This window comes from Sorangium sp. So ce834, assembly GCF_051521425.1.
In the GTDB taxonomy this organism is placed as follows: domain Bacteria; phylum Myxococcota_A; class Polyangia; order Polyangiales; family Polyangiaceae; genus Sorangium; species Sorangium cellulosum_D.
This window is the reverse complement of record NZ_CP150351.1, coordinates 10522484-10541920: the sequence shown is the minus strand read 5'-3', so window position 1 is coordinate 10541920 and position 19437 is coordinate 10522484. Positions and strand designations below refer to the sequence as shown.

Genomic DNA, 19437 nt, shown 5'->3' with positions numbered 1-19437 from the left:
GCCAGCGCAGGGCGGATCATCGAGGCGGTTCCGGGGCTGGCGCATCGAACCGGTACCAGAACAGCGCAATCCCGTCTTCCCCCTGGCCGAGCCCGCTTTGCGGGGTTGCGTTGGCGCCGAGCCCCCCGGTGCCGGCTTGGCCGGGCGAGACCGTCGCACGCTGCATGATGGCCACGGAGGCGCCCACGGAGCCGATGCCGAGCGAGTGGCCCCCGAGACCGCCGCCGGCGTCGCCCCCGCGGCCGCCGTCGCCGCCAAAGCCGCCGCGGCACCCTCGCGACGTGTCCGTCAGAAGACCGTTGCCCCCGAGACCGCCGTCGACGCCAAAGCCTCCCCACTGGCCCGTTCCGCCGACCCCGCCATCGCCGCCCTTGGCCCCGAGGACCTCGCCGGACTCGATCGTGAGCTCGCTCCCCTGCAAGGCCACGATCGCGATGCTCGCGCCGCCGTAGTCGCCCCCCCGACCGCCCTTGCCCCCGCAGCCGCCGCTGCCCCCCGATCCGCCGGCCGCGCCGCCCTGGGGCCGACCTGCCGGACACGCGTTCCTGGTGGAGTTGCGCCCTTTTCCGCCGCCACCCCCGCCGCCGCCCTGACCGACGCCGCCCTTCTCCCCGTCCTTCCCGCGGACGCCGACCCATCCGTCGAAGCCCAGACGGCCAGGGCCGACCGCTCCGGCAGCGCGCCCCGCATCGGCGCCGCTGGCTCCGTTCTCCCCATCCTTGCAGGCCATGCTGACCGCGCCGGAGCCGCCCAGGCCGCGCTCGTCCGGATTCCCGACCGGTTCCGGCAGCCCCGAAGCACCATCGCCGCCCCTCTCGAGCCCGCCGTCGCCCCCGTAGCCGCCCGTCGACTCGATGCCGTCGTCGCACACGGTCACGGCCGGAAGGGGGCCCCGCGCCACGTCCGCGGTGCAGGCGTCCGCGCCGGCGTTCCCCACCACACCGTTCTTCGCCCGCTCGGCGGGCGCGTCCTCGCCCGGCGCGCCATCCTTGCCATCGCCTGCGAGGATCGCGCTCTCCCGCACGATCGCCCTGGCCCCGGGGCTCAGGATCATCGCGATCGACGACTTGCCGTCGCTCGCGGAGGCGTCCGCCGCCATCGCGCGCACGCCGAAGATCATGGACCTCGCGTCGTTCCCCGCAATGACCGCATCGTCTCCCCCGAGGACCCGCAGCGGGATCCCCACCGGCGGAGCGATGATCGTCGGATGATCCGGCCCGCCGAACGACCCCTCATAGGACCACTCCCCGCCGTCACACAGACGCCCGCCCCAGAGGTCGACCCCCGAGGGCAGCGCGATCGCCTCCTCGAACGCGCCGCCGCACGCGTACACGCGCCGGGTCGGCGCCTCGCCGTTGCCTCGCCCGCGCGCGGCCAGCCCGATGGCGTGCTGCAACGTCCTCACCGGCGCGCCCTTCGTGCCGGGGTTGTCGTCGTCGCCGCCCTCGCTCACGAACACCCCGCATTCATCGAGCGCCGGCGCCGTCTCAGGCGCTCCCTCGCACGGACCGGGCGGTGGCTCCGGATCGGGCGCGCACGCCTCCACCTCCCAGCAAGGGTCGGAGTACGGGCACCCTGCCAGCGTGCTCGCGCCGCACGCCCAGATCGCGACAGCGACGGCGGACCTCGCCGCGCGCCGGCCTTGCTTCGAACACATCCGCTCGGCTCCCGAAGCCCTCACCACAGCCCCTCGATCCTCACGCCGAGCTCCCGCCCGGTCGCCACCGGCGAGGCGTGGATCCGATCCCGAGCCGGCGCGAGCCCCAGGAAGGAGAAGTCCGTGAAGAACGACGCGGCGGTCGCTGCCCCGAGCACTCCCCCGGCGATGAGCATGCCCACGCCCACGCCCGCGGACAGGTTGCGCTCGTCTCGGAGGCGGAGCAGGTCAGCGCACGCCGGGCGGTCCGACGCTTGCCAGCACCTCGATCCGCTCGGCGCGGCACCGCGGTTGAGCCCGTCGCGCCGTTCGCTCAGATCGCCGTCGAGGCTGGTGGCCCGGATCATGAGAAGGCTGCCCGCGGACAGCGTGGCCGTCGTGACGGCGATCCCCGCGATGCGCAGCGCCGCCGGCCACGACGCTGGCTGCCGGGGAGCCTGCGGGCGCAGCGGGGGCGGTGCGCTCGCGGGCCTCGGCGCCGCGGGCGGAGCGTCCTTGGCGCTGCTCACCGCCGCGCGCGGGAGTTGCATCGAAACGTTGTACTCCGTCTTGGCGACGGCGCCGAACGACTGAAACGCTTCCTCGCGCCCCGGCGCCCGGGCCCGCACCATGTGCTGGCCGGGCTCCAGGAACAGCGTGTAGGTCCGCGCGGTCCGGCCGAGCGCCTTGCCATCGACCAGCACCTCGGCGTCCGGCGGATTGACGGAGAGATAGAGCTTGGCGACGTGCGGCGCCGCGTCGCGCTGCCCCGCCTCGAACCGCTTCTGCATCGCGACCGGCAGCGCCTCGCGCTGCTCGAGGCCAAAGGCCAGGTGCTCGGCCGCATCACGGTACTTGCGCAGCGCGAGCTCGCAAAGGCCGAGCTCGCCGGCGAGCTCTGCGCGCTCTCGCTCCGTGACAGACCCCGGAGCGGCTGCCTCCAAAGCCGCCTTGTACGCGGCGTACGCCTCGGTCCACCGCCCCGCGTCGCGCGCTCGGCGGGCACGGCGAACATGATCCTTGAGCGTGGAAACGTCGCTCCCTCCCGGCGACGGACGCAACTCCGCTGCGCCGGCCGCGCTGGCCAAACCCGTTGACGCGAAGGCGGCCAGCAACATCGAGAGCACGTGCACACGGCAACGCATGCAAGGACGGTACTGACGCCCGGCGCTCGGCGTCAACCGACGCGAAAAAGGCCTCAACACCGCCCTCTGAGCGGGAATCCGAGGCCAGATGACGGAATGCCCCCCCCGGCCCGTTCCGTCCGGCGGCGATGGTGCAACCGAGATCGAACATCGGGTGGCACGTTGTACTACGTCGTCCGACCAAAGTGAGCTCGTCCGTGCACTTTGCTGACTCCGAGGGGGCCGCTCAGGTGTGCTACCGGCGTGGGCAAGCCATCGGGCATCTCCAGCTGCTTCGAGCTCCTGCGGCGCATCGCGAGGCGTCATGGTGTGCCGGCGCGGAACGCCGAGGACGTGGCGCAGGACGCGCTCCTGCGCTGGCTGGAGGCGGACCAGAGGCTCGGGCCGGGCGGAGACGCGGCGGCGTACCGCGCCGTGATCGCGCGCAATCAGGCGCGCAACCATGTCCGCGATGCGCGCCGGCGCGGAGAGGTCCTGACGTCGTTCGAGGAGCGCGAGATCCGAGCCGAGTGCCCGACGCCGGAAGAGCTCCTCCGCTGCCGGCAGCGCGAAGAGCTCACGCACCGCCTCATTGGCGAGGTCGACCCGAAGTACCGGGACATCTTGATCAAGCACGACCTGGAGGGCATCCCGCTCGTCCAGATCGCCGCGGAGCTGGATCTCCACCCCGATGCCGTCAAGACGCAGCACCGTCGCGCGCGCGAGCAGCTCGATGCGGCGGCGCAACGCTTGAGAGCGAAGCAACGCTCGCGCGGGTGGGAAGACGCCGCCTGCGTCGCTCCGCTCGGGCTCTACCGCCGCGAGGGGCGGATCCGCCGCCTGGGCCGCTGGAGCCTGAGGGTCGTGGTTCAGGGGGCGACCCTCGTGACCACGAGCGCCATCGTCGCTGCGCTCACCTCCCCGTCGAGCCTGGAGCCGTGGCTCCGTTGGGCCGTCGGTGAACGCTGGGCGGAGCCGACGGAGCAGGCCTCCGTGCCGCGCTCCGAGGAGCCGAGCGACGGGCGGTCTGGGGCGCCCATCGCGGCGCCTCCGGGGACAGGCATGGTGCCGCTCCCGATAGAACGAGGCGACGGGCACGCCGGCGCCGAGCCGAACGGGACACAGGCTCCGTCGCTCGCGACATCCCGTGTTGCCTCGCGGCCCGTGAGCTCGATGCCGAACATCAGCGCGCGCGAGAGGAGCTTGATCAGCCAGGCCCGAAGGGCCATGGAGGCTGACACGGCGGAGGCGGACCTCGAGGCGCGACGGCTGCTCGAAGCCCACGCGCAAGAGTTTCCGCGAGGTCGGCTCGCCGCGGAGCGCGAGGCGATGCTGAGGCAGCTCCGCTGAATCGCCGGCTGTTCAGCGACCGCCGAGCAAGGGGCATGTGCAGGCGCTGATCGAAGAAGGGCTCAATACGTGCCACAGCGCCCGCCGGGGCTCGATGACGCGCAGAACCCGTGGGCTGCTCGGCTCAGTCATAAGGACAATCCGCTATCTCTGGATCGGACGTTTCGGTCGTGCTCACGCCCGACACGAGGTTGTCCGTCGGGTAGAAGATCGTATTGTCCGGGCCTGCCCTCCAGCAGATCTGTTGGACGGACTTGCCCTGCTCCACGCGCGCCATGTTACAACGCGCGACATCGCCGTCGAGGACGGTGACGTCGCTGGCCTCGATCCTGATCCCCGGGTTGTTGGGACCCGACCCGAAGATGAGGTGGTTGTCGAAGACGAGCGGGTCCTCCAGGAGCACGTCGCCGATGCGGAACGTGCTGGCGGGCAGCGTCGACTTCGCGGTCAGGTACATGCCGTAAGATCCATTGCCCCAGGACCAGACGTCCTTCATCTCTACGTCCGTGCCCGCCTGGATGTTCACGCCGTAGTACTTGTTGTAAGCGGACTTGACCCTATCGAACCGGATCCCCGTCGGAACGTAGCCCGGCGTGGCGCTCGCCAGCACGACGCCGGAGCCGGCGTTGTGGTGAAAGTAGGTGTCCTCGATCCAGATGTCTTCGGGCACCGCGACCGGGAGGTTGAGCGGCGCCTGGGTGAATATCTGTATCCCGTGCCCGCCGTTCGCCCCGATGGATCCATCGGCGGGATGAAGCTGGTTGTGGTGGATCTCGCAGTTCCTCACGATCGCGTTGGCGGCGATGATCTTGAGCGCGGTGGCTCCGACCGGACCGTTGATGTTCTTGAGCTCGCAGTTCTCCACCTCGATCGATGGCGCGCCATGCGCGGCAGCGTCCGACGCCAGGTAGATGCCGCCCTTCGGTACGCCGTCCACGATGACGTTGCGGATCGCGCCGCCGGATCCCAAGGCGAACGTGATGCCATCCAGGTTGGACGGCTTGCAGGAAGGCAGCTCTTCCACGAGGGGCTCGTATCGCATGATGATGTTCTCCACCAGGCAGTCCGAGCATCTGTTGACGTGAATGCCGCTGTTGGCCCTCAGCCGTGGACCGTCCGTGAGCGCGACCTGGAAATTGCGAATCCAGACCTCGTTGATGACCTCGGGGATGGTATTGTCCGCCCTGAGGGCCGTGTCGACCTGGACTACCCCGGGAAATTGCTCCGGATTGCAGGGGACCGCCACCAGGGTCGCGGTGTCGGGATCGCCAGAGACGGCGTCCGCGGACAGCTCCGGTCCCGTGAGGGTCAGATCGTCGTAGTGAGGTCTGATCGGAGTGCGCACCACGTATCGCCCGGCAGGGAAATATACGGTGCGCCTCGGGGTCGAGAGCGATGCTGCGCATTCGATGGCCGTCGCGATGCCCGGGCTGTCGTCGACGGTGCAGCTATGGTCGACGTCGGCGTCGGCAGAGAACGGCCATTCCGTCGGCCTCTGCAGGTAGGGCAGGACATTCACCACGCCATTCGAGAAGTCGACGGACCCCGGCTCGCAGCAGTCCTCCCCATCGCAGCCGTTATTCCTCTCATGCACCTCCACGGTCCCCGGGCACTTCGGGGTCGGGGTGGCAGGCGAAGTGCAGCACTTCTGTTCGCATGTGGAGGGCGCCTCGTTGGGCTCCGCGCAGGGCGAACACGTGACCGTGGGGCAGAAAGGTCCCTCGCACGTCGGCGATATAGCAGGAACACCAGCGCATCCGATTCCAGTGAAAGAATCTCCAGTGAACGGCGTCTCCTCGTAGTCGTGGTAGCTGCACATCGCCTCGTACGTGGTGCTTTCCACCGTGGGAGGGTCGTAGCCCCAGGCGGCCGGAGGCGGGTCCGCCCCGGCTGGGGCGGAGGCGAGCGCGAGCGAGGCTCCTGCGCAGATCGTTGTAAGCCGCTGCGTCAAGCGCATAGGTTCTTCGGTTCCTTGATGAGGGTCGTACGGTTATCGTCAATATCACGGCAGAGAGCACCGACGAGCCGGTGCACGGCGGCCGTGCGCCGTGACGATGCCGCGGTGCATGGGCGCATGCCCCTGGCATGCGCAGGCGGCACCCCGGGCCGCGGCGCGCGCTTCGCGGCGCGCAGACCATTCAAGGTCGTCTTCTGTCTGTCCCTTTGGCATCGCCCGGAGGGCTCGTCAGGCAACGATGATGCCATCCGACGCTGCCTGGCCTCGCGGCGGTGCCCGGCGCATGAGCGTAAAGCCCGCGAGGCAAGGGCCGCGAACCCAGCCCAGGAGCACGGTTCCAGCGCGGCAGCGCGCCCCCGCGCGCGGCGAGCCCATGGCAGGAGCGCGCCGCCGATGTCTCATGTCACGTGACATGTCACGCCGCCGACGTCTCATGTCACGTGACATGTCACGCTGGGCGAGTCCGGTCTTTCTGCTGAACCGGGGCGACTTCCCGCAGTAGCGCTGGCGCGTCCTCGCGCTGCCTGCGGAGCCGCCGGGTCGCAGCCTCCCGGAGGTCACGCGCCGGTGCCGGAGTCGACGTCGGACGCGCGCGCCGCCTCGGCGCTCGCCTTGGGCAGCTCGAACCAAAAGAGGCTCCCCTTGCCCACGACCGTGCGGAGCCCCACGCGGCCGTCGTGCGCCTCGGTCAGGCGTTTGACGGTCGCGAGGCCCAGCCCCATACCCGGCACTCGAGCGCCTTGCGCTCGGACGTAAGGCTCGAACACCAGCGGCTCGATGGCTGGCGCGATGCCGGGCCCCGTGTCCTCCACCTCGATCCGCACGGCATCTCTGACATCGAGCACCCGGATGACGACGCGACAGTCCGCCGAGTCGCCGAGGTACTTGAGCGCGTTGCGGATCAGGTTGGCGAGGATGCTGGTCAGCACGCCGGGGCTCGCGGCCACCGCGCACGGGGCGAAGGGCTCGACGCGGAGCTCCGCGCCGAGATCCACCGCGACGGGGACGAGCTCGACCATGAGGTCGTCGATCACGGGGCGCACCTCGGCGCGCGCGCCCGGCTCCGGCCTCGCGCCCGCGCGAGCGAACTCCAGGAGCCCGTTGGTGATGAGCTTGACCCGCATGACGGCCTGCCGGCCACGCTCGATCGACCTTCGCGCCGGCTCCCCCTCGCCGCACCGCCGCAGGGCGAGGTCCAGCGCGAGCGCGACCGCGCCGAGCGGGCCGAGCACGTCGTGCGCGACCCGGCCAGCGAACTGCTCGAGCTCATCCGCTCGACGCTCCAGGAGCACGCCCTGCTGCCAGAGCAGCCTCACGTTGCGCCGGATCTGCACGGCAGCCGCCGCGCAGGCCAGCAGCGCGAACGCCACGCTCGCCGTGTTGAGCGCCAGCGCGATCCCGCGCGAGCGAACGCGTTTGGCCGCGATCTCGACCGCCATGCTGCGTACGTGCTGCGCGTTGAGCTCGATGCTCGCCATCACGGCCTCGCTCGTCGCGTCGAAGTCGGCTCGCAGCGCGTCGTCCATGAGCTTGCTGGCCTCGTCCGGATGGCCGCTCGCCGTCAGCGAAAGGACCCGGTCGATGTCCAGGCCGAGCTTGCCGAGCTCCTGCGCGACGGTCTGCCACTGCTTGCGCTCTCCCGGATAGACGGGCAGGACGAGGTAGGCGTCGAGGCTCCGGGATAGATTGTCACGCGCCTCATCGAGCTCGTGGCGGTCGAGCGGCCGGCCCAGCACGGCGTTGCTGACGAGGTCGCTCAGGAGCGCCTGGGTATGCCTCAGCTCGGCGCGGGCGGCCGCCAGGTACATGACGCTCGGCGCGGCGTTCTCCGCCAAGCTCGTCGCCGCCGCGTCGATCTCGGCGGCTCGGTGCTCTGCGTAGGCGGCCGAGATCACGAAACTCGCGATAGCCACGAAGAACGCCGCAAACAGCGACAGCAGGATGGACGGCAGCCGCTCGATCATGAGAGAAGATTTCGACTTCGTCGGTTCCTTCGGCCACCGCATCCCCATGCTGGAATCCTGTTACGGCGTCCGCGCGAGCGCAACGCGGGAAGCGCGCCGGAGCCGCGGCGGAGCCGCGGCGGAGCGCACTCGCCGCATCGGCGGATGTCTGCCGGGCTCGTGTCGCGTGCGAACAGCGCGACCGGAGCTCGTTGGCGCATCCGCTCGCGCCGCCATTCTACGCTCGGGATTGAGCTCGAATTACATCTGCGGCGGCTCAGGAAGACTCGCTCCCTTTGCGCGCGCCACAAGGAGGCCGGCATCGTCCGAAGCGCTCCTCCCTCGGGCGACGATCCGTCGCCCAAGCGAGAGCCTGGCGCCGTGGCGCCTCTCTCCTCGTCCAAGCGCCGAGCCGATGGATGCTTCGCGGCCTGGCCGTCGTGAGGGCGCTGCCCGCGCCGCTCAGCGGTTCACGCTGGTGTCCGGTCCGGCGCCCTTCGGGGGCTCATACGGTTCGGGGCTCTTGCCGACGGTCCTGAGGTTCACGAGCTTGTTGAGCAGGTCGAACCAGAACGGCGCGCCGAGGGAGGCGGCGGCCGCGGTGATGAGGATGCCGGGGCTCAGGAGCCGGTCGAGCACCCCGCGGATCCAGGCGACGACGGCCTGGCCGAGGATGGCCGAGAGCGCGCTCCAGAACCTCGGCGCGCTCGTCTGCTCGGGGGCCTGCACGCCCCAGGCGATCTTGAGATCGAGCCCGGTGAGCTTGCCGTGCGCGCTCCCGCCCTGGGCGAGCGCGGCCATGAGGTCCTCGTCCTGGTCGAGGCCGCCCTCGTGCGGCGCGGCGCGGGGCGCCGTCTTCGCCAGCTCCTGCGCCGCGGCGATCATGTGGGCGCGGACCACGGCGTCGCGCGAGAGGGCGCCCGCGAGCTTGATGCTGTCGGCGTTGAACCCGATGCACAGGACGAGCGCCGTCGCGCTGATGATGAGCTGCGCGCGGCGCTTGTATCGCCCGGCGGCCCGGTCCATGGCGTCGTTGAACCAGCGCTCCAGCCGGATGTTGGCCTCGCGCATGTCCCGGACCGTGCTGTCGACGATCGTGGCGAGCGCGCGCCGGAGATCGCTCTCCCTGGGCATGCGCTCGATGATGCCCTTCAGCTCGTCGAGCGGCGCCTCGTCGCAGCCCGGCAGCGCGGCCCCGCCGCCCGGCGGAGCCGCCGGGGCGCCGGCCGGCGCGGGGGCCTCGCCGACCGCCGGCGGGGAAGGCGCGGCGGCGCTGTCCGGCGATGCGGGGGCGGCGTCGCCGGCCGGCGCCGGCGCGGGGGCGGCGTCGCCGGCCGGCGCCGGCGCGGGGGCGGCGTCGCCGGCCGGCGCCGGCGCGGGAGCGGCGTCGCCGGCCGGCGCAGGGGTCGCGGCGATGGCGAGGGCGGCCCTCGCCAGCAGGGGCGACGAGGCGGCGCCCGCCTGGGGGAGCGACGGCGTCGCGGCGCCGGCCTGCGGGGGCGACGGCGCGTCGCTCGTGGGCCAGTCGATGTGCCGCAAGGTGTCGACGAGCGCGGCCACGAACGCGTGCGAGGGGATGTAGGACGGCCCCACCCACCCGTACTTGAGGTCCTTGATCAGCGGGTGCTGCCGGAGCGCATCGGCGAGCGGGCTCGGGGGCGGCCCCGGCATCAGCCGCACGCGCACGAGGTCGGCGGCGCGGCGGAGCACGCGCGTCGTCAACGGCTCGCCGGGGGCGGTCCCGCGCGCGGCGACGTCGCGCGCGGCGGCCTCGCGGGCGGCGAGCGACCGGAGCACGTGCCGGTCGAGCGCGTGATCGGCCAGCATGATCTCGATGCTCTGCGCGAGGTTGAGCGCGCGCAGCCGGAAGACGCCGGCGAGCGCCTCGTGGATGGCCGAGCTGAGGACGCTGAGCAGGAAGAAGACGCTGACGAGGCCGATCGCGATGTCGAGGGTCGTTCCCATGGGCACCCGGGTGGGCAGGGCGCGCGGCGGCGCGAGGCGCAGGCCGGCGCGCCTCGCGGTGCTCCCCCTGCCAGCAGGACAAGGAGGAAGACGTGGCCTTGCGAGCGCCCGGCCCCCTCCGCGGCCAGATCAGCATACGCCACGCGGCGCTGCGGAGCGAGCGCCACGCGCGCTCGGGAGAGAGCGCCAGAGCGCGCTCGATGCCGCGGGATCTTGGTCTACCATCCCGCCCCCGTGACGAGCACCACGCTACCCCCCGACTCGCAGCGCAGCAGCGACCCGCCGCTGCGCACCTCCTGGGCCCAGGAGCGGGCCGACCTCGACCGGACGCAGCGGCCGAGGCGCGATCGGCTCATGCACGAGCCGCCGCCGGCGTCGCCGCCCGGGACGCTCGTCATCGAAGACACGCGGCGGCCGAAGATCTTCGTCATCGACTACGACGCCGAGGTGGTCTCCGAGCAGGAGATCCAGACCCTCGACGAGTGCATCCCGTACCTCACGGACGACCGCCCCTCCATCACGTGGGTCGATGTCCGAGGGCTCGGGCACAAGGCCACCTTCGAGCGGCTGGGCGAGATCTTCAAGATCCACCCGCTCGCGCTGGAGGACATGGTCAACGTGCCCCAGCGGCCGAAGGCGGACGTCTACGGCGGCGAGCACGTCCTCATCATCTCCCGGATGGCGCAGGTCACCGAGCGCTGCGCGCTGCGCACCGAGCAGCTCGCGATCCTGGTCGGCAAGACGTTCGTCCTGACGGTCCAGGAAGAGGCCGACTGGGACGTGATGGAGGCCGTGCGGGAGCGCATCCGCACCGGCCGGGGCACGACGCGGATGCGGGGCGCCGACTACCTGGCCTACGCGCTGCTCGACGCGGTGGTCGACGGCTTCTTCCCGGTGCTCGAGCGGCTCGGCGAGCACATCGAGGACCTGGAGGTCGAGGTCATCGACGCGAAGCGCTCGATGTCGAAGCCGATCCACGACCTGAAGCGGGACCTGCTCACGCTGCGGCGCGCCATCTGGCCGCAGCGCGACCTCGTGAACGCGCTGCTCCGCGAGGACAACCCGATCTTCACGAAGGACACGAGGCTCTACCTGCGCGACACGTACGACCACTCGGTGCAGCTGATGGACATGGTCGAGACCTACCGCGAGCTGAGCTCGGGCCTCATGGATCTCCACCTCTCCGGGATATCGAACCGGATGAACGAGATCATGAAGGTGCTCACGATCATCTCGACCATCTTCCTGCCGGTCACCGCGATCGCGGGCATCTACGGGATGAACTTCCACCACGAGAGCTCGCCGTACAACATGCCCGAGCTCGACTGGTATTACGGCTATCCGCTCGTCTGGTGCCTGATGCTGGCGAGCGTCGTCGGGCTGCTCTTGTACTACCGCCGCAAGGGCTGGATCGGGAAGGACGACGGCCGCTGAGCGGCGGCGGCGCGGTGAGGGCGGGGCCGCGGCGTCGCGGCGGGAGAGGTCGTGGACGATGTGGGCGTCGGGGACCCGGATCCGAGGGGGGCGGCTCGCCTTCCCGGGTGAGCACCTCGTGGGTGGCGCCGACGTAGCGCCACCCGGCGGAGGCGCGCCCCTGGCGCGACGATTTGAGCAGGAATGAACGGACGGAGGACGGGCGCGCCGGAGCGCGGGTGAGGGGCGCGCGGAGGTGCGATTGCGCTGCGCCGGAGTGGTCGCGGCCGAGGCGTCCTGTATACTCTCCATCGTCGCTATGGGGATGCGCAGACGCTGGAATGCTCTCCTGGTCATCGGCGCGGCGGCCCTCCTCGCGTTCGCCTCCTGGAGGGAGCTCGCCTGGTCCTCCTCCGACCCCCCGGATCCCCCGGGCGGGCCGCCGGGGCGCTTGCGGTTCGAGCAGACGCTCGACGTGGAGGTGTTCCAGCGCGGAAATCTCCACACGCACACGTCGCTGAGCGACGGGGACAGCGCGCCGCGCAAGGTCGTCCGCTGGTACCGCGACAACGGGTATGCGTTCGTGGCCCTGACGGATCACAACCAGCGCGCCGATCCTGCGACGTTCCGGGATCTGGAGGTACCGTCGAAATTCGCCGTCCTCCCCGGTGAGGAGATCACGATGTCGGCGGAAGGGCGGCCGGTGCACGTGAACGCGCTCTGCACGCGGGCGACGATCGGGGGCGGCGATTTCCCGACCAAGGGCGAGGCGCTGAGCTGGGCGGTCGGGCGGGTGCGGGCGCAGGGGGGCGTGGCGCTCATCAACCATCCGAATTTCGACTGGGCGCTCACGGCCGGCGACCTCCTGGGGGCGCCTGCGGCGCAGCTCCTGGAGATCCACAGCGGGCACCCTTACGTGCACACCGAGGGTGACGCGGCGCGGCCGTCGCACGAGGCGCTCTGGGACACGGTGCTGACGGCGCGCGGCCTCGTGGGCGGGGGGATCGCCGGCGTGGCGGTGGACGACCTGCACCAGCTCGTGCCCGGGTCGAACGCCCCGCCCGCGGGGCCCGGCCGGGGGTTCGTCGAGGTGTTCTCGCGCGAGGTGTCGCGCACGGCGATCTGCAGCGCGCTCGCCGCGGGGCGGCTCTACGCGTCGTCGGGCGCGCGGCTGCGGCGGATCGCGATCGGCGGCGACGCGTTCTCGGTGTGGCCGGTGGCCGCGGGCGCGGTGGTCGAGTTCGTCGGGCGGGGCGGGCGCGTGCTGGAGCGGCAGCAGCCGCTGGCGGGGCGGGCGACGTACCGGCTCCGCGGCGGGGAGCGCTACGTCCGGGCGCGGATCACGCGGCCGGACGGGAAGCGGGCGTGGACGGCGGCGTACGCGACGGTGGAGTAGGGGCGGCGAGGGCGGGAGCTCGCGGCGCTGCGCCAGAGCGACCCGGGGACGATCGCCGGCGGGCTCAGGATGCCGGCGTCGGGGGGCGCCGCGTTCGGTCCAGGGTCGGGGGCCCGCCCGGCCTCGGCGGCCTTGCTGCGCCCACCTCAGCTTCCCTGAGGGCCGACCTACGAAAAGGCGATTGGATCGTTGGCGGCCCGACGAGGCAGACTCCTTCCCATGCTAGAGCAGACCCTGCCCGACTCGAATCGACCGCCGGCCTCGCGAGGGCACGGCATGCATGGTCCCCGATCGGGCCCGTGTCGACCGCGTGGACAGAGCGATGAGGTGGTCGCTGGACGCGCTGAGCCGTCAAGCTCGGTTCGAGGGGCGCTGGCTGGCCTTTCGCTATCCATGTTGCTGTCCTCGCTCGGCACGAGCATCGCCAACGTCGGCCTGCCGACTCTGGCGCACGAGTTCTCCGCCTCTTTCCAAGAGGTCCAGTGGATCGTCCTCGCGTACCTCCTCGCCATCACCGCGCTGATCGTCACCGTCGGCCGACTGGGCGACATGACCGGACGTCGGCGGCTGCTGCTCGTCGGGATCTTCTGCTTCACGGCCGCCTCGGTCCTGTGCGGCGCCGCGTCCGCGCTGTGGCTGCTGATCGCCGCCCGAGCGGCGCAGGGCGTCGGCGCGGCCATGATGATGTCCCTCGCTGTGGCGTTCGTCGGCGAGACGGTTCCGAAGGCGAGGACCGGTAGCGCCATGGGGGTGCTTGGAACGATGTCCGCGATCGGCACCGCGCTGGGCCCCTCGCTTGGCGGCGCCTTGATCGCCGCGGCGGGGTGGCGGGCAATCTTCTTCGTCCAGGTACCGCTGGGTGTCCTCGCGTTCCTCTTCGCGCATCGCTACCTGCCCCTCGACCGCCGGGGGCGGCGCGCCGGCTTCGACGTCGTTGGTACGCTGCTGCTCGCGCTGACGCTCGCTGCCTATGCGCTCGCCATGACGATGGGGCGCGGCCGTTTCGGCGCCGTCAACGTCGCGCTGCTGCTGACCGCCGCAGTCGGCGTGGGGCTCTTCGTGCTCGCCGAGGCCAGCGCGACCGCGCCGCTGATCCGGCTCACGATGTTTCTCAGCGCGGGGCTGAGCGCGAGCCTCGCCATGAGCATGCTCGTCTCGACGGTGATGATGGCGACGCTGGTCGTCGGACCATTCTATCTCTCTCGTGCGCTCGGCCTCGACGCGGCGCTCGTCGGAGCCGTCATGTCGGCTGGCCCGCTCGTCGCCGCGTTGACGGGCATGCCGGCGGGACACATCGTGGACCGCGTCGGCGCGCAGCGCATGACCATCGTCGGCCTCGCCGGCATGGCCGCCGGCTCGTTCCTTCTGTCCATGATACCAGCGAGGCTCGGTGTCCCAGGCTACGTCGTCCCGACCGTCGTGAGCACCGCCAGCTACGCGCTGTTCCAGGCTGCGAACAACACCGCGGTCATGACGGGCATCCACCCGGACCAGCGGGGGCTCGTCTCCGGGATGCTCAATCTGGCGCGCAACCTGGGCCTCGTCACCGGTGCATCCGCGATGGGCGCCGTGTTCGCGCTCGCCTCGGCGACGAGCGACATCACGAAGGCGAGCCCCGAGGCCGCCGCCTTCGGGATGAGGGTCACGTTCGCGGTCGGGGCGATTCTGATTGTCGTTGCGCTCGCAGTCGCGTTTGCATGCCGTGCCTTCGCGACGCGCCCGTACGAGCCTGCTCGCCCTGGGGAGACGTCGTAAAGCGGCCGAGCGCGAGCCCAATTACGATATCTCCCCCGCTCGAATGATCGATGCGGCGGCGGTCAGCAAGGGGTCGTGCGCACGGGCCGCCAGATGCGCGAACAGGACTCGCACCCATGTCGGGCACTCAAAGAGGAGCTCGACCTCTCCCCGGGCTTGGGCCTCCTTCGCGGTGTCGGCGTGCAGCAGGCCAACTCCGGTCCCACCGGCGATCAGCGTCCGCGTGACGTCGTTGCGATCGACGCTGATGATCCGCTTGGGCCGGATTTGATGCATCTTGAACAGGCTCTCGGCGGCCCGCCCGCAGCAGGCGCTGAGGGTGGGATAGATCCACGGCAAATCCGCGAGAGATCTCCAGTCCGGTCGTCCAGAGATCGCGGCGAGCCCCGGAGGCGCTACGACGTAAATTCTGAATCGAGACACTTCGATGGTCGCCAGCTCCGGATCGAGCTCGCCGGACTCATTGTAGAAGCCGGCGTCCAGGCTGCCGTTGCGTATGCCGGCGAGTATATCGAGCGAAGTGCCGTGTTTGAGGACCACCTCCACTTCAGGGCAGCGCTCCGAGAGGACCGCGAGGAGCCTCCCGACCGCCTCATCGTTCGAGTTGCTGCCCGCGCCGAGGCGGAGCTTCCCAGCGAGACGCCCCTTGATACGCGTGGCCTCGTCCATCAATTCTTGATGCGCGGCAAGCGCCTGTTCCGCCTTGGCGAGGAGCCGCTCGCCATCACGGGTCAGGCTCATGCCCCGAGCCGTGCGTTCGAACACGGCGAGGCCAAGCGCGTCCTCGATCGCCTTGATATGCGCGCTCACCGCGGGCTGGCTCAGGTGCAGCAGCGCTGAGGCGCGCGTGATGCTGCCTTCGCGAGCTACGGCGACGAAGGTCTTGAGCTGGTAGATGTCCATCTTATCCTGTTCTGGCTTCCCCTAGCCGTCCGACCGTGGGCGGTTGGGTGTCGTGGGCACGCCGCTGCCCGGTCGGGCACGACGGCGCTCGCCGTGCCCGGTGACCATCCGGGACACCGGCGGGAGGTGCGACGGTGGAGCAGGGGCGGCGAGGGGGGAGCCCCAGGGGGGCGACTTCTTCAGCAGGAAGAAGGAGACGAGGCACAGGATCAGCTCCGAGCTCGCCTCCGCGGCCCAGATCCCGGTCAGGGAGAACAGGCGGGAGGCCAGCAGCAGCACCGGCAGCTTGACGAGGAGGATGCCCCCGAGGGTGAGCAGCAGCGCCTCCCTGGCCCGGCCGACCGACTGGAACGAGGCCGCCGTGACCATGACCACGCCGGTCAGGGGATAGGAGAGCGCCAGCAGCCGCAAGGCGGTCTGCCCTTCGGCGACGATCGCGCTTTCCTTGGAGAGCAGGGCGATGAGCACCGCCGGGTTCAGCAGGCAGACGCCGCAGACGAGCGATCCATAGACGACCGCGGCGCCCAGGGAGAGCCGGATGGTCTCCCGCACCCGCTCGAACTGCCTCTGGCCGAAGTTGTACCCCAAAAGCGGCTGCATCCCCTGGACGACGCCTGTCTGCGGCGTGATCAGCCCGGAGTAGAGCCGGCTCACGATCGCGAACACGCCGAGGGCGCTGTCGCCGCCGCTCATCCTGAGCAGGTTGTTCGTGGCGATGGCGACCAGGCTGACGCTGAAATTCTTGATGAGCGAGGGGAGCCCGATCGTCAGCACCTGGGTGATGATGGGCCAGTCCGGCTTGAAATGAGCCGCCTTGATGCGATAGGAGCGGTTCTTTCTGAAAAAGAAGAAATAGACGCTCATGCCGGCCGAGATCGTCTGGCCAGAGACCGTCGCCAGGGCGGCCCCCGAGACGCCGATCCGCAAGACGATGATGAAGAGCCAGCACAGGACGATGTTGACGCTGACGGGGATGATCCAGATGGCGGTCGAGTACCTGGCATTGCCGTCCGCCCTGATGATGGCCGAGTAGCCGGTGCTGGTGATGGCGCCCAGGAAGATGATCCGCCCGTACTCGATGGCATAGGGGGCGATGCTGTCGGTGGCCCCGAGCAGGTAGACGATCGGCTCGATGAAGACCGAGCCCAGGACCGTGATGGCGAGCGCCGCCGTCCAGAAGATCAGGAACGTGTTCGCGACCGTCCGGGAGGCCTTCTCGATGTCCTGCTCGCCGAGCGCCCGGGAGACCACCGAGGCGCCGCCGGCCCCGACGGTCGTGGAGACGGCGCCGAGGGCGATCAGGACCGGCGAGACGATCGAGGCCCCGGCGGCCGCCAGCGAGCCGATGCCCACCGAGAGAAAATAGATATCCGTGATGCTGTAGGCGGCATAGACGAGCAGCGAGAGGGTCGTCTGGGAAGACATCTCCACGAGCAGCTTCCCGATCTTCTCCGTCCCCAGGCGCTCGACCCTGGAGTTGCCGACCATGATCGTTCAGCTGGCCTTCAGCCAGTCCATGCTCGCGCTGATCATCTGCCTGGAGAGGTTGTAGACGGAATCGGTGTCGTAGTTCCGGTAATAGCACTCCGTGTTCATGACCAGGGCGAGGTGCAGCGAGTACAGGCAACATCTTTGTTCCTCTTCGCGGGTGAAGGAGGTCTTGCCGTAGCCGCGCATGCTGTTGGTGATGCCATCGCTGAAGAGCGACCGGAACTGGGACTCCATCAAGGGATCGGCCCAGAGCACCCTCTCGAAGTCGATGATGCCGGTGACTCTGCCGTCCTTGACGAACAAATTGGGATCCCATGCGTCCCAGTGGACCAGGCGGGGCGTGGTGATCTCCTCCAGCGCGGAGGCGTGCTTGAGGACGGCGGCGCGGATCTCGTCGTAGCCGTGATCGTACGCCACGTTCTTCCTTGCGCCGTCGTCGAGCACCGACTCCATGATCTCGAGGAACGCCTCTCTCCAGGTGCTCGCGCGCAGGTCCGGGTTCCCGTCATAGCCGAAATAGGTGCCGGTGAAGCCGTTGATCTCCCGGATGATCTTGCCGATGTGCCGGTCGACGGACGCCTGAGCCTCGGGGGGCAGGCTCGACCTCACGTGCTCGAGGTTGTCCCCGGCGATCTTCTCCATGAAGAAATAGTCCGAGTCGCACAGATCGCGGGCGTCGTCGTAGAAGTAGACCTCGGGCACCGGAATGGCAGGGTTCTGCCGGACCAGGCGCATGGCGGCGACCTCGGTGGCCATGATGTTCTCCTCGTACGACAGGACCTCCGCGCCCCTCGGCGGCGCGATCTTGAGGATGACCTCGCGGCCGTCGGCGAGCCGGACGTCGTAAGCCGCGTTGAACCAGCCTTCCTTCAGCTCGCGCACGGCATCCTCGCCGTCCGCGAGCGCCGCGCCGCCAAAGGCCCTGGCGGCCATGGCCGCGATCTGCGGGCGTGTCTTCGTGTTCTTTGTCTTGCTCTCCACGGCTTTCCCTTGGTCGTCGACGGCCGGTGTGATCAGCGCAACAGTGCCCGTCGTGCTGGACTTGGGCCGCTGTCGGGGCGCGGCCGGGAGTGTACCAGGGCACGGAGCAGGGGGACCGGCTCTTTGCGGCAAACCATGGGTGCTGCGCGTGCGCGCCGGTCGCCGGGAGGGGCTCCCGGACCCAGCCTTCTCGGTGTGGCCGGCGGCGGCGGGCGCGTGCTGGAGCGGCAGCGGCTCCTGACCGGCCGCGCGAGCTACCGCCTCCGCGGCGGCGAGCGGCCTGTGCGGGCGCGGATCACACTGCCGGAGGGAACGCGGGCGTGGACGCACGCCTGCGGGACCGTGGAGCGACGAAGCTGCCAATTGACTTGGGATCGCCGCAGCAAGTATCTCAGAGTGCGTGCGTCGCTTGATCTCCTGGCTGCTGCCATGTGCTCTCGGGATGTCCGTCGCTGGTGTCGGGAATGCGGCGAGCGCGGACGAGCCCTACGCCGATCCGGACGCGCGCGCGGCGTCGATGACGGCGGGGCTGCTGCGCCGCGCCAGGCAGGCGCAGGCGGCCGGGCGGCAGGTGGCGGCCGCGGCGACCTACGAGCGGGCGCTGGAGGCCGCGCAGGGGGCGTGGACGACCGACGCGGAGCGGGCGACGATCGCCGGTGAGCTCGGGCTGGTCGAGCTCGCGCTGGGGCGGCATCGGGACGCGGCGAGCCACCTGGCGCAGTGCCTCCAGCACCGGGGCGTGATCAGCGGGTGGCTCCGCGGCCAGGTCGATGATGGCCTGCAGCGCGCCGCGAAGCGCGTGGCGACGGTCTACGTGACGACAAATCCGCCGGGCGCCGAGGTCCTGATCGACGGACAGGCGCTCTACCCGCCGGAGCCGGTCCACGAGGTGTTCGTGGAGCCGGGAGAGCACACCGCGCGGGCGCGGCTCGAGGGGCACGAGGAGGCGGTGAGCTCGTTCACCGCCGAGGCTGGCCTGACGCACCCGATCGCCCTCAAGCTGCGGCGCCTTCCGGAGCGCGTCGCGCGCGCGCCGGAGGCGGCCCCTGCTGCGCCGCTCTCGGCGGCTCCGGCTGCGCCTCCGGCGGGGTCGACCTTCCCGCTGGCGGAGCTGCGCATCGGCGGGGTGGCGCTCACGACGGCGACGGTGGCGGCCGGCACGGTCTTCCTCCTGCGGTCTGGCGTCCTCCGCGACGACCTCACCGCGCAGGAGGCCGCGCTCCGCCGCGGGGGAGGGGACCCGTCCGCGTGCGGGGGGGCGGACGCGCCGCTGGCCTGCACCGAGCTCCGCGACACGGCCGAGGCGCGGGACCTGTTCCACGGGCTCGGGGTGGGGATGCTGGTGGCGGGCGGCGTCTTCGCGGCCGTGACGGTGGCCGCGTTCCTCACGGATCCGTCGTACCTGGCGAGCGAGCCGGCCCGCCAGGGCGTCCGCGTCGTGCCGGTGATGACGGCAGAGCGGGCAGGGGTCTTCCTTCAGGGCACGTGGTGACAAGGCACGTCCTGCAGGGGACGGAGCTCTG

The 19437-nt window shown here is 70.7% G+C and carries 13 protein-coding genes; 5 read left to right on the top strand and 8 right to left on the bottom strand.

Going from position 1 to position 19437, the window contains the following annotated elements:
* Window positions 1-16: 16 nt before the first annotated feature.
* Together WMF20_RS38775 and WMF20_RS38770 are read right to left on the bottom strand one after the other, a co-directional pair.
* Window positions 17-1657, bottom strand: a complete 1641-nt coding sequence (locus WMF20_RS38775) for a hypothetical protein (protein WP_437606800.1) — start codon at window positions 1655-1657, stop codon at window positions 17-19.
* 20 nt (window positions 1658-1677) lie between these two features.
* Window positions 1678-2580 (bottom strand): PEGA domain-containing protein, encoded by a 903-nt coding sequence (locus WMF20_RS38770; RefSeq protein WP_437606799.1) that lies wholly within the window; start codon window positions 2578-2580, stop codon window positions 1678-1680.
* A 444-nt stretch (window positions 2581-3024) separates the two neighbouring features.
* On the opposite strand from WMF20_RS38770, the gene WMF20_RS38765 reads away from it, so the two are divergent.
* On the top strand, window positions 3025-4110 hold the full coding sequence (locus WMF20_RS38765; RefSeq protein WP_437606798.1) for a sigma-70 family RNA polymerase sigma factor: 1086 nt from the start codon (window positions 3025-3027) through the stop codon (window positions 4108-4110).
* 124 nt (window positions 4111-4234) lie between these two features.
* On the opposite strand, the gene WMF20_RS38760 is transcribed toward WMF20_RS38765, so the two are convergent.
* The 3 genes from WMF20_RS38760 to WMF20_RS38750 all read right to left on the bottom strand — a co-directional run bounded on the left by WMF20_RS38760 (window position 4235) and on the right by WMF20_RS38750 (window position 9975).
* Complete coding sequence (locus tag WMF20_RS38760) at window positions 4235-5704, bottom strand: glycosyl hydrolase family 28-related protein (protein ID WP_437606797.1); 1470 nt, start codon at window positions 5702-5704, stop codon at window positions 4235-4237.
* Between the two features lie 920 nt (window positions 5705-6624).
* Entirely contained in the window at window positions 6625-8031 is a 1407-nt protein-coding gene (locus WMF20_RS38755) for a sensor histidine kinase (RefSeq protein WP_437606796.1), read from the bottom strand.
* A 441-nt stretch (window positions 8032-8472) separates the two neighbouring features.
* On the bottom strand, window positions 8473-9975 hold the full coding sequence (locus WMF20_RS38750) for a hypothetical protein (protein WP_437606795.1): 1503 nt from the start codon (window positions 9973-9975) through the stop codon (window positions 8473-8475).
* Between the two features lie 234 nt (window positions 9976-10209).
* Between WMF20_RS38750 and corA the strand changes: the two genes are divergently transcribed.
* The 3 genes from corA to WMF20_RS38735 all read left to right on the top strand — a co-directional run bounded on the left by corA (window position 10210) and on the right by WMF20_RS38735 (window position 14539).
* Window positions 10210-11409: a magnesium/cobalt transporter CorA gene (gene corA, locus WMF20_RS38745; RefSeq protein ID WP_437606794.1), complete on the top strand. Its 1200-nt coding sequence runs from the start codon at window positions 10210-10212 to the stop codon at window positions 11407-11409.
* 304 nt (window positions 11410-11713) lie between these two features.
* Window positions 11714-12784, top strand: a complete 1071-nt coding sequence (locus tag WMF20_RS38740; RefSeq protein ID WP_437606793.1) for a PHP domain-containing protein — start codon at window positions 11714-11716, stop codon at window positions 12782-12784.
* Window positions 12785-13177: 393 nt separating this feature from the next.
* Entirely contained in the window at window positions 13178-14539 is a 1362-nt protein-coding gene (locus WMF20_RS38735) for an MFS transporter (protein WP_437606792.1), read from the top strand.
* 21 nt (window positions 14540-14560) lie between these two features.
* Here the strand turns inward: WMF20_RS38735 and WMF20_RS38730 are convergent, their stop codons facing one another.
* From WMF20_RS38730 to WMF20_RS38720, 3 genes are read right to left on the bottom strand one after another with little or no spacing between them, the layout of a single operon-like run.
* A complete protein-coding gene (locus WMF20_RS38730; protein WP_437606791.1) occupies window positions 14561-15442 on the bottom strand; it encodes a LysR family transcriptional regulator in 882 nt (293 codons plus the stop codon).
* A 21-nt stretch (window positions 15443-15463) separates the two neighbouring features.
* On the bottom strand, window positions 15464-16930 hold the full coding sequence (locus tag WMF20_RS38725; protein WP_437606790.1) for an MATE family efflux transporter: 1467 nt from the start codon (window positions 16928-16930) through the stop codon (window positions 15464-15466).
* 6 nt (window positions 16931-16936) lie between these two features.
* Entirely contained in the window at window positions 16937-17914 is a 978-nt protein-coding gene (locus tag WMF20_RS38720) for a phosphotransferase family protein (RefSeq protein ID WP_437606789.1), read from the bottom strand.
* A gap of 442 nt (window positions 17915-18356) precedes the next feature.
* Between WMF20_RS38720 and WMF20_RS38715 the strand changes: the two genes are divergently transcribed.
* Entirely contained in the window at window positions 18357-19406 is a 1050-nt protein-coding gene (locus WMF20_RS38715) for a PEGA domain-containing protein (RefSeq protein WP_437606788.1), read from the top strand.
* The last annotated feature ends 31 nt before the right edge of the window (window positions 19407-19437 follow it).